This is a genomic window from Lentzea terrae (genome assembly GCF_003265345.1).
Classification (GTDB): domain Bacteria; phylum Actinomycetota; class Actinomycetes; order Mycobacteriales; family Pseudonocardiaceae; genus Lentzea; species Lentzea terrae.
This window is the reverse complement of the sequence record NZ_QFWW01000036.1, coordinates 194884-210481: the sequence shown is the minus strand read 5'-3', so window position 1 is coordinate 210481 and position 15598 is coordinate 194884. Positions and strand designations below refer to the sequence as shown.

Below are 15598 nucleotides of genomic sequence, written 5' to 3'. Positions count from 1 at the left end.
GCTCCCCCGTGCCCGTCAGCTGAGCGCTACGGGGTGAGCGCCGGGTTCTGCACCGGTGAGCCGACACCGACCGGCGAGATCGGCAGCAGCTTGCGGCCCGTCGGGCCCACCTCGATGTCCGTGCCCATCGCCGGGCACACACCGCAGTCGAAGCACGGCGTCCAGCGGCAGTCGTCCTGCTCGCGCTCGTCCAGCGCGTCCTGCCAGTCGGCCCAGAGCCATTCCTTGTCGAGGCCCGAGTCGAGGTGGTCCCAGGGCAGGACCTCCAGCTCCTCGCGCTCGCGGGTGGTGAACCACGCGAGGTCGACGCCGAGGGGCTCCAGCTCCTGGGCGGCCATGGCGGTCCAGCGGTCGTAGCTGAAGTGCTCGCTCCAGCCGTCGAACCGGCCGCCGTCGCGCCACACCGCCTCGATGACCTTGCCGATGCGGCGGTCACCGCGGCTGAGCAGGCCTTCGATCAGGCTCGGCTTGCCGTCGTGGTAGCGCATGCCGATGTTGCGGCCGAGGCTGCGGTCGGCGTTGACGGCCTCGCGGAGCTTGCGCAGGCGGTCGTCGACCGTGTCCGGGTCGCACTGCGGGGCCCACTGGAACGGCGTGTGCGGCTTGGGCACGAAACCACCGATGGAGATGGTGCAGCGGACGTCGTTGCGGCCGCTCGCCTGACGGCCGGCGCGGATGACGTTCTTGGCCATCTCGGCGATCTGCAGGACGTCCTCGTCCTCCTCGGTGGGCAGGCCGCACATGAAGTACAGCTTCACCTGCCGCCAGCCGTTGGAGAACGCGGCCGAGACGGTGCGGATGAGGTCCTCTTCGGACACCATCTTGTTGATGACGCGCCGCATCCGCTCGCTGCCGCCCTCCGGCGCGAAGGTGAGACCCGAGCGCCTTCCGTTGCGGGACAGCTCGTTCGCGAGATCGATGTTGAACGCGTCGACGCGCGTGCTCGGCAGGCTCAGGCCCGTGTTGGTGCCCTCGTAGCGGTCGGCGAGGCCCTTGGTGATCTCGGCGATCTCGCTGTGGTCGGCGCTCGACAGGGACAGCAGGCCGACCTCTTCGAAGCCGGTCGCCTCCAGTCCCTTCTGGACCATCGCGCCGATGCCCTCGATGGACCGCTCGCGCACCGGACGGGTGATCATGCCCGCCTGGCAGAAGCGGCAGCCGCGCGTGCAGCCGCGGAAGATCTCGACGCTCATCCGCTCGTGCACGCTCTCGGCGAGCGGCACCAGCGGCTGCTTCGGGTACGGCCACGCGTCGAGGTCCATCGTGGTCCGCTTGAACACGCGGTACGGCACGCGGTCGCGGTTCGGCACCACTCGCTGGATGCGGCCGTCGGGCAGGTACTCCACGTCGTAGAAGCGCGGGATGTACACGCCACCGGTCTCGGCGAGCCTGGTCAGCACCTCGTCGCGGCCGCCTGGGCAGCCCTCGGCCTTCCAGTTCTTCACGATCTCGGTGATCTCGAGGACGGCCTCTTCGCCGTCGCCGAGCACCGCCGCGTCCACGAAGTCCGCGATCGGCTCGGGGTTGAACGCCGCGTGCCCACCGGCGACCACGATCGGGTCGTCCTCGGTGCGGTCCTTCGCGTGCAGCGGGATGCCGGCCAGATCCAGCGCCGTGAGCATGTTCGTGTAGCCCAGCTCCGTCGCGAAGCTGATGCCCATCAGGTCGAACGCCTTCAACGGCCGATGCCCGTCCACCGTGAACTGCGGAACCCCGTGCTCACGCATGAGCTTCTCGAGGTCCGGCCACACGGCGTAGGTGCGCTCGGCGAGCACGTCCGGCAGCTCGTTGAGGATTTCGTAGAGGATCATGACGCCCTGGTTGGGCAGGCCGACCTCGTACGCGTCGGGGTACATCAAAGCCCAGCGCACGGACGCCGCGTCCCAGTCCTTGACGGTCGCGTTGAGCTCCCCGCCGACGTACTGCACCGGCTTGGAGATCCGCGGCAGCAGAGGCTCCAACCTGGGGAAAACAGACTCGACACTCACGCGACCAGAGTAACGGCCCTCCCGCGCCAAGGCCGAATCGCGTGCCAGAACCAAATATGTTCAGTCCAGCAACAACTTCCCCAGGCGCCTCGCCGCCACCACCGTCCCCACGGCCGCCAGCACCGCGAAGTAGGCGACGTGGCCGAGCATCCCCCAGCCGACAACGCCCAGCGTGAGGCCCCTCATCAGCTCGATCGCGTGGTAGAGCGGCGTCCAGCTGACCACGACCTGCAACCAGCCCGGGTAGACCGACAGCGGGAAGAACGTCGTCGAGAACAGGAACAACGGCAGCACCGCCAGCTGAACCAGGTCGAAGTCCTGCCACGACCGCATGAACGTCGTCGCCGCCATCCCGACCGCCGCGAACGCGAACGCCACCAGCAACGCCACCGGCAGCGCGAGCAGCGCCCACGGCGAGACGATGAGCCCCATCCCGAGCATCACGCCGAGGAACCCGGCCGAGTACAGCCCGCCGCGCAGCAACGCCCAGGAGATCTCGCCGATCGCGATGTCCAGCGGCCCCATCGGCGTGGCCAGCATCGCGTCGTACAACTTGGCGTACTTGAACTTGAAGAACACGTTGAACGTCGCGTCGTACACCGCGCCGTTCATCGCCGACGCCGCCAGCAACGCAGGCGCCACGAACGCCGCGTAGCTGACCGGCTGCCCGTCCGGCCCCGCCACCGACGTCACGAACTGGCCGAAGCCGAGCCCCAGCGACCACAGGAACAAAATCGGCTCGAACGCCCCGCCGATGAGCACGAACCACGCGCGCCGGTTCACCAGCGCCGCCCGTTCGACGAGCATGCTGGCCTTGCCGCCGTAGAGGCCGGGCGGAATCACCCGCCACAGCAACCCGACACTGGCGGGCGCCGCGTTGTGGGTGGGATCGAGTGTCCTGGTCATGTCACACCGCCAGCCTGCGATGGAAGAAACGAGCGGCGAGCACCACGCCCACCGCGGCCATGGCGGCCAAATACACCGTGTGCCCGAGCGCCGCCAAGAACCCGAGCGTGCCGAACGCCGTGCCCCGCGCGAGCTCGATGCCGTGCCAGGCCGGAGTCAGCCACACCACCGGCAACAACCAGTCCGGCAGCTGGCTGACCGGGAAGAACGCCCCGGTGAAGAGGGTCATCGGCATGAGCACGAAGCGGAAGATCGTGTTGAAGCTGTCGGGCTTGTCCAACGTCGCGCTGTAGGCGATCAACGGACAGCTGAACGCCAGCCCCGCGAGCGTCGCGAACACCACTGCCCACAAAATCCCAGGCCCGGTGGCGGCCCCGAGCGCCGCCGCGATGGCCACGAACACCAGCGACCGCGCGAACAGCTGCGACCCGATCCACAGCACCTGCCCGTAGAGCACCTGCGCCGGCGTGATCGGCGTGGCCACCATGCCGATGTACGTCTTCTGCCAGATGAACGACGACATGATCGCGTAGGTGGACTCGAACGTGGCGCCCTGCACCGCCGTGATGACGACCAACGCCGGCGCGAGGTACTGCAGGTACGGCACGCCCCCGATCAACGCCGTGGACTGCACCTGCGACCCGAACCCGAGCCCCAGCGCGAGCAGGAACAACAACGGCGACAAGAAACTCGACACCGCCGTCGCCCGCCAGTTGCGCCGGTACCACAACCAGTGCTTCTCGAACCCGAACCACGACGCCCTGAGTGTCTGCATCAGTCCACCAACGTCCGGCCGGTGAGCCTCAGGAACACGTCCTCCAGCGAACTGCGCCGCACCAGACTCTGAATCGGCTGCACTCCATGCTCATGCACTTTCGCGAGCGTGTGCTCACCGTCCTGCGTGTACAACAACAACCGGTCCGGCAACACCTCGACCCGCTCGGCAAACCGCTCCAGATCCGGCTTCTCGGCCCCCGGCTGGAACCGCAGCTCCAGCACCTCTTTGGTGGAGTACCGGTTGATCAGGTCACTCGGCGACCCTTCCGCCGCGATCCGCCCACCGTCCATCACGACCAGCCGATCACACAGCTGCTCCGCCTCGTCCATGTAATGGGTCGTGATGATCAGCGTGACGCCATCCTGCTTCAACCGGAACAGCCTGTCCCACAACAGATGCCGCGCCTGCGGGTCCAACCCGGTAGTCGGTTCGTCCAACAACAACAGCTCCGGGTCGTTGACCAACGACCGCGCAATCGTGAGCCTGCGCTTCATCCCACCGGACAACGGCTCGACCTCGTGGTCCGCCCGATCCGTGAGCTGCGCGAACTCCAGCAACTCCGCAGCCTTCTCGCGACACTGCTGCCGCGACATCCCGAAGTACCTTCCATATATCTGCAGGTTCTGCCGGACCGTCAGCTCCGTGTCCAAATTGTCCAGCTGCGGCACCACCCCGAGCCGAGCCCGAATCTTGGGCCCCTCCCGGTCCGGATCCATCCCCAGAACCTTGAGCTCGCCCCCACTGCGCCCGGACACGCACGAGATCATCCGCATGGTCGACGACTTCCCGGCCCCGTTGGGCCCCAAAAACCCGAAGGCCTCCCCACGGCGCACCTCGACGTCGATGCCACGAACGGCCTCAAACGTCCCAAAATGCTTGGTCAGCGCCTTGGCCTCGACAAGGTTCTCCACCCACCCGACGTTAGCCAAGGGGTCCGACAATTTTCGACGCAATTACGATCGCCGCATGCCGGAGATCGAACTGCGGTGGCTGTCAGAAGCCACCGAACAGCAGCGCGCCGAGATCCACACCGTCGTCCACGACGTGGTCGCAGCCGGTGGCGCCGTCGGCTACCACGAACCCCCCACGCTCGAACGCATCTCACTCTGGCTCGACGGCGTCCTCAAGCAAGTCCGCGACGGCGACGCCGCTTTCGTAACCGCAGTCGTGGACGGGGTGGTCCGAGCAGTCGGTCTTTGGCGCCGTGGCGGTACCGCCGTCTTCCAACACCGCGCCGAAATCCAACAGATCATGGCCCACCCGAGCGCTCGCGGCCTGGGCCTGGGCAAGCTGGTCGTGCAGGGCTTGGTGGATCACGCCCGCGACGCAGGCATCGAGATCGTCATCCTCGGCACGCGCGGGAACAACCACGGCGCGATCGAGCTCTACGAGAGCATCGGTTTCCGGGAGTACGGGCGTTTGCCGAACGCCATTGCAGTGGGCAGTGAGCGCTGGGACTCCGTGGACATGTACCTGCCGCTCGGCTACCCGGAGGGCACGATCCTCAACGGGGCCAAGCCAGGCGGCCTGGGCTCGAGCCCCCGCCGGAACGGCGGCTGACTCCCCGCGAGGCCGAGGGCAAGCGGCGATGGCGCAGCCGAGCCGACCCAAGGCGCAGCCGAGGCGCTTGAAAGCTTGAAACGCGGTGCGGGCGGGTCCCCGTCACGAGTCGTGCCTGATCGTTTGCCGCTCCGGTGCGACTCGCAACGGGGACCCGCCCGCACCGCACCACCTACGCAACAGGCAGCCGCCCACAGCAACAGGCGTGCCTCAACCCGAGAGCGGCGTGGTACCCCCAGATCAGATTGGCGGCGGTTGGGGGCGGCGCCTCCCAAGGGGAAGCACGCAACAGCAACGGGAGCACACAACAGGGGAACGCTACGAAACCGGAACGCTACCCACCCCGAAGCGACCACCTACGAACTCGAAACCGCCAGCCGCCGACGGAGCAGGGGGACGACTTACGGACCCCACGCGCCCCGCCGGAACGGCGGCACAATCAGAGGTTCGGGAACCAGATCTTGATCTCGCGCTCAGCAGACTCCGGCGAGTCCGACCCGTGCACCAGGTTGTACTGCACCTCAAGCCCGAAGTCCCCACGAATGGTCCCAGGCGTGGCCTTCTCCACGGGGTCCGTGCCACCAGCAAGCTGACGGAACGCCGGAATCGCACGCACACCCTCAACAACGAGGGCCACCAACGGCCCACCGGTGATGAAGTCGACGAGGTCGTTGTAGAACGGCTTGCCGTCGTGCTCCGCGTAGTGCTGCTCAGCAGTGGCACGGTCAGCAGTCCGCAGCTCCAGAGCGGCGAGCTTGAGCCCCTTGCGCTCGATCCGGGCGATCACCTCGCCAACAAGACCACGCTCAACGCCATCGGGCTTAACGAGAACCAGGGTGCGCTCGGACACGACGACAAACTCCTCAAAACAGGTACGGGAAGTGCCGCCAAGGGTAACCGCGCACACACCACCCACTTCCACAGGGCACTAGTGCACCAGCACAGGCTGGTCGTCCCGCGAAACGGCAACCTGCCGCAGCACGAACACCGCCAGCCCCAAGGCCACCGCCACCAGCCCGGCCGAAATCCAGAACGCGAGGTGGAACCCCGAGGTCAACGCCTCCAACCGCCCAACCCCGGAAGCCAGCAACGACGACGTGTACGAGGTGGAGGTCGTGGCCAACACAGCCAGCCCCAACGCCCCACCCACCTGCGCAGTCGTGTTGACCAGCCCGGAAGCCAGCCCGGCCTCGTCCTGCGCAGCCCCGGACATCGCCAGCGTCATCAAAGCCGGGAACGACAGCCCGAGCCCGATCCCCAACGGCGCCACCGCAGGCAGGATGTCGAAAACATAAGACCCGTCCACCGGCACCTGCGTGAACACGAGCATGCCGACCAGCATGAACACGAGCCCCACGATCAACATGTTCCGCTCGCCGAACCGCGAGTTCAGCCGAGCCGACAGCGACACGGAGAACACCGCGATCGCACCGGCAACAGGCATGAACGCCAGACCGATCTGCAGCGGCGAGTACGCCAGCACCAACTGCATGTAGAGCGTCCCGAGGAAGAACAGCCCGAACATGCCGGCGACCATGGAGATCTGCACCAGGTTCGCGCCGGTCACGTTGCGAGACCGGAACACCCGCAACGGCAGCAAAGGCTTGGCAGCAGTCCGTTGCCGCAGCACAAATCCAACGAGCAGAGCCACCGCGACGGCGCCCAGCCCCAACGTCTGCAGGGAGCCGAACCCGTAGGACTCGGCCTTCACGATCGTGTACACACCGAGCATCACAGCGGCGACGATCAGGAACGCGCCCAGCACGTCCGCACCCTCGCGCAGGCCCAGACCCTCAGAAGACGGCACCAGACGAACAGCGGCCACCGCGGCGATGATGCCGATCGGGATGTTCACGAAGAAGATCCAGTGCCACGACATGGCGTCCGTGAGCACGCCGCCGAGCAACAGGCCGATGGACGCGCCCGCCGCCGCGACGAAGCTGAACACGCCGATGGCGCGCCTCTGTTCGTTGGGCTCGGGGAACATCGTCACGACCATGCCCAGCGTCACGGACGTGGCCAGCGCACCGCCCGCACCCTGCACAAAGCGAGAAACGATCAGCATCTCGGCGCTCAACGACAGGCCGCACAGCAGCGATGCCACCGTGAAGACGCCGAGGCCGATCAGGAACACCTTCTTGTGCCCGATCAGGTCGCCCAGACGACCCGCGAGCAGCAGCAGACCGCCGTAGGCGATCAAGTACGCGTTGACGACCCAGGCGAGACCCGCCTGGCCGAACTTGAGGTCCTCTTCGATCGCGGGCAGCGCGACGTTCACGATCGTCTGGTCGAGAACGATCATCAACATGCCTGCGCACAGCACGATCAGCGCGAGCCAGCGCGCGTCGGTCTTCGATCCCCCGGATTTCATAAGAGGAACCGTAGCAGATAGTTTTGTACGGGACTATCTACTACCCAACGGCATGACGCAGAGCACGTTTGCGCGGCGGCTTCGCACACGGCATCGGGGTGCTCAGCCGACCTTCGACCAGCCTCGTCAGGCCGTTGACCAGGCCGTCACGCTCGTCGTCCGGCAACGAGCCCAGCACGCTGCCGACAACCTCCCGGTACAGGTCGTCAGCCTTCGCCACCATCTCGCGGCCCGTCTCCGTCACGACCACGACGCGGGCGCGACGGTCTGTCGGCGACGGATGGCGCTCGGCGTAACCGGCGGATTCGAGGGCGTCCATCGTCACGACCATGGTCGTCTTGTCGATGTCGACCATGTCGGCGATCTCGGTCTGCGTGAGTCCCGCGTCCAACGCACTGGACAGCACGCAGCGGGCTCGCGGAGTCAGTCCGATCTCCGCGAGCCGCGCCGTCAGTTCGGTCTCCAGTGCGTGCCCCGTCCGATGCAGCAGCATCATCAGGTCAGTGCACCCCGTTGCGCCCATGAGGCCACGGTACCAACTAATCTAGAACCAAACTATTTCTCAGCGGAACTATCGCTCCAGCACCACGACCGAGCGCGCAGCCCCTGCCTTCTTCTCGCTGGTCAACGGCTTCCAGTCGCCCGCAGGCAGCGCGACGGCCTTGTCCGTCGGGTACGGGTTGATCACCACGACCAGCCCGCGCCGGCCGCTGTCCACGTCCGGCCCGACCGTGTCGTCGATGTGCATCACGATCACGCCGGACCCCGCGGCCGGGAAGGACACCTTCTGCTGCACCAGGTCCGCCGACCCCAGTGAGAACAGCGGTGACGACTGACGGATCCGCAGCAGCTCCAGGGTCGCGTCCAGCGAGGCCTGCATGTCCGCCGACGACGGGCGCGCCATGGACAGCAACGGCTTCGCGTACGGCCACTTCGACTCGTTGTCGGCCTTGGGCGGCAACCCGCGGCCGAAACCGTTGTCGCGCAACGACGGGTCGTACCGGTTGAACCAGTCACCCGAGTCGTAGCTGTTGCGGTCCAACGACTTCGAGCGCAGGAACTCGGTGCCCGCGTGCATGAAGGGCCGTCCCTGACCGAGCAGCGCCGGGGCCACCGCCACGGTCTGCATCTTCACCCGGTCAGCCATCGGAGTCTCAGGCTTCAACTTGTAGGCCAACGCGTCGAACAACGTCTCGTTGTCGTGCGCGTCGACGTACGTGATGGCCTCCAACGGCTGTCCGGTGTACCCGGCAGGAGACCCGTTGTACTTCACGTCCCGGCCGGACACCACCGGCCCGGCCGTCGACTGGAACCGGTACGAGGCCATGTTGCCGGCCATGCCCAGCTTCACCAGGTCGCTGTAGTTCTCCAGCCGCGCGGCCACATCGCCGTTGGCGGGCGAGGAGTTCACGTCGCCGGCGAGTCCGGAACCGATGCCCTGCACGCGCGGGTCGTCGTCGAACGGCCCGCCGCCGCGGACAGCGTCACGCAGCCGGTCGCTGAACGTGCCCACGCCCGTGCCGGCCATGTTCGCCTGCGTGGCCTGCTCGAACCGGGCGTTGCCGGCGACCTCGCCGAAGTCCCAGCCCTCGCCGTAGAGGCCGATCTTGCGCCCGTCCACTCCGTCACGTGCCACGGTCAGCGCGTCCAGCGCCGCCCGCACGGCGAGGATGTTCGCCTTCGGGTGGTGGCCCATCAGGTCGAACCGGAAGCCGTCGATCTTGTAGGCGCGTGCCCACCGCACCACGGAGTCCACGACGAGCTTGCCCATCATGGCGTTTTCGGTCGCGGTGTTCGCGCAGCACGTGGAGTTCGCGACCGAGCCGTCGAGGTTGAGCCGCTGGTAGTAGCCGGGCACGACCTTGTCGAGCACCGACGTCGGTGCGTCGCCGAACGCCGCCGTGTGGTTGTAGACGACGTCCACCACTACGCGGTTGCCGTTGTCGTGCAACGACTTCACCATCTCGCGGTACTGCTTCGAGCGCGCCCAGCCGTTCTGCGCGTCCGTCGTGGCGTACGAGCCTTCTGGCACGTCGTAGTGGAACGGGTCGTAGCCCCAGTTGAAGCCGTCACGACCGGCCACCGCACCCACACAGGCCTGCTGCTGGTCCGAGTCCGCAGGCAGCGACGGCAGATCACACGCGGGCGTGGCCTGGTCCGAGCGCTTCTCGGGGATGGTGGCGATGTCGAACGTCGGCAGCAGGTGCACGGTGTCCATGCCCGCGCCGGCCAACGCCTTGAGGTGCTTCATGCCGACGGAGTCGCGGTGCGTGAACGCCTTGTACGTGCCGCGATCAGCAACGGGCACCGACTCGTCGTTGATCGAGAAGTCCCGCACGTGCAACTCGGTGATCGCACCGCCGATGCCCTTCGCGACATCACGGGACCAGCCACCCGGCTGCGTCTTCGCGTCGCGCAGATCCGCGAACTGCGAGTGCGTCGAGTTCACCGACAGCGCGACCGAGTACGGGTCGGTGACCACGACCGTGCGCTGCCAGTTGGTGACCTCGAACTGGTAGTACTTGTTCTTCCAGTTGCCCGCGCCGGACCACGAACCCGAGGCGTCGTCGCGCTTGAGCTGGACGATCTTCGCAGGCTCACCGGACGGCTGGTCGAACAGCCGCAACCTCACGTTCTGAGCCGTCGGTGCCCACAGCCGGATCGACGCGCGGTCGTGGTCGAACGTCGGCCCGAACGTCAGTTTCGTTGCCGCGGCGGCGAACCGGTCGTCCAGGACGCCCGCGATCTGCACGCTCGTGCGGTGCCGGATCGCGCCACCCGCGTCGACGTGCACGGCGGAGAGCTTGTCCCGCAACGCCTCGTCGACGAACCCGCGCACCGCGAACACCGGCTTGCCCTTGAGGTGCGGGAACTGCACCGGCACCTCCTCGGTCGTGGGCGACAGCCGCAGCACTCGTGCGCCGTGTTCAAGCCGGTAACCGTCGGACTGGACCGCCGGGACGTCCCAGACGACCTTGTCGCGCGAGATCCAGATCGCCTTGGCCTTGGTCAGGTCGTCATCGGCGGCCGGACCGGCGTTCGTCGGCAGCAGATAGGTCTCGTTGCCCTGCAGCTGCCACACCTCGTTCCCCTTCTGGCCCAGGTCGAGGAACTGGTCGGGGCCCGGATCCTTGGTGTCGCCGCGGTGGATGATGTAGCTCAGCCCGGCCGCACCGGCCGCGAGCGGCACCGACCAGTACACGCCGAACGCGTCCCGCCCGTCCGGCACGCGCGACTGGTTCCAGCCCGGCGACGGCTCGGCGGAACCCGTCCAGTGGTACATCGTCCAGTCGGTGTAGTCGCCGTCCGCGCGGTTGTAGTGGATCACTGCCCGGTTCTCGGCGGCCGCGCGAGTAGCGTGCACCTTGCCGTTCGCGACCCACGCATGACCGCTGGTGAACTTGCCGGAAGCCTCGACCGTCGTACCGCGCACCACCGAGAAGTCAGTGGTGGGCGGTAGTTCAGCCATACCATTCGAGAGCGGGACGTCCGGCCGCCCGGCGACGCGGACGACGACACCAGCCGAATCACCCAGGTAGTGCACGACGGCCTTGCCAGTGGCCGCCTGCTCGGACGGGTGCACCGCCACGACGTTCTGCTTCAGCCACACCTCCGGCGTGCCGCTCGGGTCGACGAACCGGTCGGCCGAGGTGTCCTTCTCGTCACCCTTGTGCGCGATGATCCCGACCGACTTGGCGCCCGGCTTCAGCTTGACCCACGCGAAGCGCCCGTAGGCGTCCTCACCCGCGAACGGCAGCGGCGCGTTCCACTCGGTCGGCGTCTCGACGTCGCCCCAGACGTGCAGGCCCCAGCCGTCGTAGTTGTCGCGCTGGTAGTGCACGACCAGCCAGTCCGGGTTCTTCGTGCCGGGGTCTGGCACGGGCGGCGCGGCGACCAGTGACACGAACGCGCCGTCCGCACCGATCTCGCCCGACTTGGCGACCACGCGCAGCTCGACGCGCTTGCCGACCGCCGCACCCGGAAGTGCTGACAGGTCAGCGAAAACGCGGTACGGAGCAGCGTCGTCGGTGCCGAGCACGGTCCAGTCGCCAGTGCCTTCCACCCGAGCAGCGAACGTGGCCGCCGCGTTGGGCGTGCTGATGCCGTCCGCGCGGAGCTCGACCCGCTTGTCCAGCACGGTTCCGGCGGCCGGAGCGACCAGCGTCGGCGCCGGCTTCGACGCCGCGACGTCGCTGGTTCCCTTGAGCACCAACGACGACAGCGCGGGCACGGTCACCGTGACGCGACCGTTCTGGACCTGCGCGTTCTCGAAGGAGGTCGAACTGACGGGGATGGTCACCGTGGCCGGCGAGGTGCCCGCGTTGGCCACGACCAGGTGCTCGCGGCCGAGGATGCGGCTGAACGCGAACACGTCGGCGTCGGCGTACCTGAGCACCTGGTTGCCGTCACGCCACACCGGGTCTTTGTCGACCTGTGCGGCCAGGGCCTTGAGCTGCTGGTACAGCGGGTGCGAGGTGTTGAAGTTGTCCTGCGCGCCGGTGCGGTCGGAGCCGATCAGCTTCTCCGCCATGTACTCGGGCGTCTTGGAGGCGAACATGTCCTGGCGCGCCAGCTTGTCGCCGCCTGTGCCCGCGAAGCCCTGCTCGTCGCCGTAGTAGACGACTGGGTTGCCGCGCCACAGGTACATCAGCGTGTTGCCGAGCTTGAGCCGCTCCAGCAGTTCGGCGTCCGAGATGCCCGGCCGGTCGTTGCGGATCATCCAGGCGATCCGGCCCATGTCGTGGTTGCCCAGGAACGTCGGCAGCGACGAGGCGTTGGAGTCGGCGTCGGTGTAGCGGTCGTCGTCGAGCAGCACCTCACCGAGGCGCTGGGAGCCCTTGCCGGACAGGAAGCTCACCGCGCTGCTCTGGAACGGGAAGTCCAGCGTGCCCTGCATCTTGCCGGTGGTCGTGTACTTCGAGGTGTTCTCCGGTGAGGAGTCGAAGACCTCGCCGAACACGAAGAAGTCCTTCTTGCCCTTGCGGTTCGCATACTGCTTCACGTGCGGTGCGAGCGCCTGCCAGAACTCCAGGTTGACGTGCTTGACGGTGTCGACGCGGTAGCCGTCGATGTCGAGCGTGTCGATCCAGCTGGTGAAGATGTCCTTCATGCCGTTGACCACGCGCGGGTGCTCGGTCATCAGGTCGTCGAGGCCGGAGAAGTCGCCCTGCTCGCTCGACTCGCCGGAGAACGTCGAGTCGCCGCGGTTGTGGTAGAGCGTGGAGTCGTTGAGCCACAACGGGAACTTCGTCTGCCCGTCCTTCACCGGCGTGTACGGGAACGACTTCTGCGCGTCGAGCTTCGGGAAGTTCTTCTGGCCCGCGTAGTCGGTGATGTTGAACGGCTTGCCGTCGGCGTCCAGGTACGGCTGCGCGCCCGTGCTGACGTACGCGGTCTTGTTCTCCGCGTACTTGATGACGTCGGCGGTGTGGTTCGCGACGATGTCGAAGAACACCTTGATGCCACGCCGGTGCGCGTCGCGGATCAGGGCGCGCATCTCCTGCGTGGTGCCGAAGTGCGGGTCGAGCTTGGTGAAGTCGACGGTCCAGTACCCGTGGTACGCCGCCGAGTCGCCCTGGACCCAGCGGTTGAGGAACATCGGCGTCATCCAGATCGCCGTGATGCCCATGCCGTCGAGGTAGTCGAGCTTCTGGTGCAGGCCCTTGAGGTCGCCGCCGTGGTAGAAGCCCTTGTCGGCGGGGTTGAACCCGTGCTCGGCGGTGCTGGACCTGCCGCGGTCGTTGCGCGGGTCGCCGTTCGCGAACCGGTCGGGCATCACGAAGTAGAAGCGCTCACCCCGCAGGTCATCGCGCTTGGGCGGCAACGCAAGTTTTGCGTCCCCGTCGCGCACACCGGGCGCTATGTCCACCACCTCCCCCACGGCCAGGCGTTGCGGTGGTGCGGCAACGGCCTGGACGGGTGTGAGAGGCAGTAGAACCAGTGCAGCGAGCGCGGCGACGACCCGACGCATCGCGACCTCCTTGTCGCAACTTCTTGCAGGGTTGCTGCACGAAACCACGACAAACGGCGGGAAACAATACGTCGGGCCTTGCAAATATTTGCGATCAGCGGGTCGGGCGGTGATACGTCGGCACCACGTGCAGCGGATGCACGCCCCAGTCGTTGATCGCCTGCAGTGCGAGCAACCCGAGCCCGACGACCAGCTCGGCCGACGCCGGGGCCTCCAGCGTGGGCTTGCCGTCGAACTGCGTGTTCGCCGACGGCGCGGGTGAGGCGGAGGCAACCGCGACCGGGTCGTCGTCGAAGAGGTCCTGCACACCCAGGAACACGTACGGGTCCTGCCGCAGCTCGTTCTCCAGCAGCTCGACGAAGATCAGCTCGCCGCGCCTGGCCGCCGAGTACACCGCTCGACCGACCCGCTGGAACGCCTCGTGACAGGCCTCCTGCGTCGCTGCCGCCAGTGCTTCCTCGGCGCTCACCCGCACGAGCGTGATCTTGCGGCCCCTCGTGGCGCTGTCGTCGCCGTAGCGGTCGGGAACCAGCAGGTCGCCGCTCTGCTCGTCGAGCAGCACGACGTCGCGGAACCGGTGGCCCGGCGAGTGGTGGCGGGCCAGCCGCCCGAAGCCGAGCTCGTCCGCCAACTGGTTGTCGGGCAGCCGCCAGTACGTGCGCCGCTCCCCCTGCTGCAGCGCGACGTGGCCGCCGATCGCGACGCCGGGCACCGCGACGGCCGGCGAACCGGTGAACAGCGTGCGGGCGTCGTCCGCGAGGCTCTCCGCGGTGCCTTCCGACTCGACCGTGCCGCCGTAGCGGGTGAAGGTGATCGCCATGTCCAACGGGTGCGGGCCCCACTCGAGCATCGCCTGCATCGCCAGCACGCCGATGCCCCGGAACGCCGCGGGTGAGATGACCGCGTTCATGCCGGGGCCGCCCTTGAAGGGCGTGTTCTCGGACGGGGCCGGGGCGCACGAGACCAGAACGATGTCCTCGCCCTCGTGGTGCTGCGTCGCCATCATCGCGAACGGCTCGACCCGTTCGCCCTGGTGCACGATCGGTTCGAGGGTGAGGTACTCGTTGCGGCCGCTCGCCACCTCGATCATCCGGCCGACCCAGCGGTAGGCCTCCTCGAGCGCCTCTCGCGTGACCGCCGCGTACGCCTCTTCCCTGCTCACCTGCTGCAGGTTCAGCTGGACGCCGAGCGAGGCGCCGTCCGTCATGAACCGGTCCATCATCAGCGCGTTGCCGCTCTGCTCGTCGACCATGACCATCTCGCGGAACCTGCCGTCGCTCAGGGGAGAACGGCCGAGGGTTCCTCGCGCGAGCCTGCGCTGCAGGTCGTTGCCGAGCGTCTTCCAGTACGTCGTGCGCTCGCCGATCTGCAACGCGACGTAGCCCGCGACCGGGACGCCGCAGATCGCCGTCATCAGCGGACCACCGCTGAAGAACGCGGCGGGATCGGGCGCTGCCGGTGTCACGAACGCCGGATCCACCTGGGCACTGCGCACCAGCCGATGCACCCACGCCCGCACGCGGGACAACGGGTGCTGCGGGAACCTGCCGTCGAACCTCGGGTCGTCACCGGCGTGGAACGGCAGGCGGCTCTGCAGCTGCGGCGCGTACGGGTGCGGGAGGACCCAGCGCTCGTAGCCGACCTCGGCCGCGAGCACGCCCTCCCGCATGCCGGTGGTGCCGCGTTCCTCGGCGACCAGCGACAACACCGCGTAGGAGCCGGCGCCCTGCATGATCACCGTGCAGCTGAACGTCTGGCCGGGCCCCGCCATGGGCAGCTTGACGATCTGGAGCAGCGCGGGGTGGCCGCCGAGCTGGACGACCTGCGCCTCGATGAGGCAGCCGACCTCGCCGTGCTGCACCGCGAGCTCGTGCCTCAGTCTGGGCAGGTCGTCCAACCCGGCGGGCAGGTCCGGCGCGCCGTCGTGGCGGCTGAGCGAGATCCGGTCGCCGTTGCCCTGGTTGATCCAGGTGTGCTGGTCCTGCTGCTGGAAGCCGGTGGTGTCGAACGCGATGGGCACGCAC

The 15598-nt window shown here is 67.7% G+C and carries 10 protein-coding genes; 1 reads left to right on the top strand and 9 read right to left on the bottom strand.

Annotated features, from left to right (window positions below):
• Positions 1-26: 26 nt before the first annotated feature.
• From DI276_RS44985 to DI276_RS44970, 4 genes are read right to left on the bottom strand one after another with little or no spacing between them, the layout of a single operon-like run.
• Positions 27-1988 (bottom strand): TIGR03960 family B12-binding radical SAM protein, encoded by a 1962-nt coding sequence (locus tag DI276_RS44985; RefSeq protein WP_112275657.1) that lies wholly within the window; start codon positions 1986-1988, stop codon positions 27-29.
• A 60-nt stretch (positions 1989-2048) separates the two neighbouring features.
• Positions 2049-2894 carry an ABC transporter permease gene (locus tag DI276_RS44980; protein ID WP_112275655.1) on the bottom strand — a complete coding sequence of 282 codons (846 nt, stop codon included), beginning with the start codon at positions 2892-2894 and terminating at the stop codon, positions 2049-2051.
• A 1-nt stretch (position 2895) separates the two neighbouring features.
• Complete coding sequence (locus DI276_RS44975) at positions 2896-3669, bottom strand: ABC transporter permease (protein ID WP_112275653.1); 774 nt, start codon at positions 3667-3669, stop codon at positions 2896-2898.
• Positions 3669-4583, bottom strand: a complete 915-nt coding sequence (locus tag DI276_RS44970) for an ABC transporter ATP-binding protein (protein WP_198681295.1) — start codon at positions 4581-4583, stop codon at positions 3669-3671. Before DI276_RS44970 ends, DI276_RS44975 begins: the two co-directional genes overlap by 1 nt.
• A 55-nt stretch (positions 4584-4638) precedes the next feature.
• On the opposite strand from DI276_RS44970, the gene DI276_RS44965 reads away from it, so the two are divergent.
• Positions 4639-5232, top strand: coding sequence for a GNAT family N-acetyltransferase (locus tag DI276_RS44965; RefSeq protein ID WP_112275649.1), 594 nt, complete (start codon positions 4639-4641; stop codon positions 5230-5232).
• A 439-nt stretch (positions 5233-5671) separates the two neighbouring features.
• Here the strand turns inward: DI276_RS44965 and ndk are convergent, their stop codons facing one another.
• The 5 genes from ndk to DI276_RS51665 all read right to left on the bottom strand — a co-directional run bounded on the left by ndk (position 5672) and on the right by DI276_RS51665 (position 15594).
• Positions 5672-6082: a nucleoside-diphosphate kinase gene (gene ndk, locus DI276_RS44960; RefSeq protein WP_112275647.1), complete on the bottom strand. Its 411-nt coding sequence runs from the start codon at positions 6080-6082 to the stop codon at positions 5672-5674.
• 78 nt (positions 6083-6160) lie between these two features.
• On the bottom strand, positions 6161-7603 hold the full coding sequence (locus DI276_RS44955; protein ID WP_112275645.1) for a DHA2 family efflux MFS transporter permease subunit: 1443 nt from the start codon (positions 7601-7603) through the stop codon (positions 6161-6163).
• Between the two features lie 40 nt (positions 7604-7643).
• Entirely contained in the window at positions 7644-8126 is a 483-nt protein-coding gene (locus DI276_RS44950) for a MarR family winged helix-turn-helix transcriptional regulator (protein ID WP_198681294.1), read from the bottom strand.
• Positions 8127-8174: 48 nt separating this feature from the next.
• The gene (gene pulA, locus DI276_RS44945; protein ID WP_112275640.1) at positions 8175-13574 is read right to left on the bottom strand and encodes a pullulanase-type alpha-1,6-glucosidase; all 5400 of its coding nucleotides are present in this window, start codon (positions 13572-13574) and stop codon (positions 8175-8177) included.
• A 94-nt stretch (positions 13575-13668) separates the two neighbouring features.
• Positions 13669-15594 (bottom strand): hypothetical protein, encoded by a 1926-nt coding sequence (locus tag DI276_RS51665; RefSeq protein ID WP_198681293.1) that lies wholly within the window; start codon positions 15592-15594, stop codon positions 13669-13671.
• Between the last annotated feature and the right edge of the window lie 4 nt (positions 15595-15598).

Bases quoted from the DNA above. Each gene is read 5' to 3' on its own strand.
- DI276_RS44980 (WP_112275655.1), bottom strand. From the start codon at position 2,894: ATGACCAGGACACTCGATCCCACCCACAACGCGGCGCCCGCCAGTGTC.
- DI276_RS44975 (WP_112275653.1), bottom strand. From the start codon at position 3,669: ATGCAGACACTCAGGGCGTCGTGGTTCGGGTTCGAGAAGCACTGGTTG.
- DI276_RS44955 (WP_112275645.1), bottom strand. From the start codon at position 7,603: ATGAAATCCGGGGGATCGAAGACCGACGCGCGCTGGCTCGCGCTGATC.
- DI276_RS44965 (WP_112275649.1), top strand. From the start codon at position 4,639: ATGCCGGAGATCGAACTGCGGTGGCTGTCAGAAGCCACCGAACAGCAG.
- pulA (WP_112275640.1), bottom strand. From the start codon at position 13,574: ATGCGTCGGGTCGTCGCCGCGCTCGCTGCACTGGTTCTACTGCCTCTC.
- DI276_RS44950 (WP_198681294.1), bottom strand. From the start codon at position 8,126: ATGGGCGCAACGGGGTGCACTGACCTGATGATGCTGCTGCATCGGACG.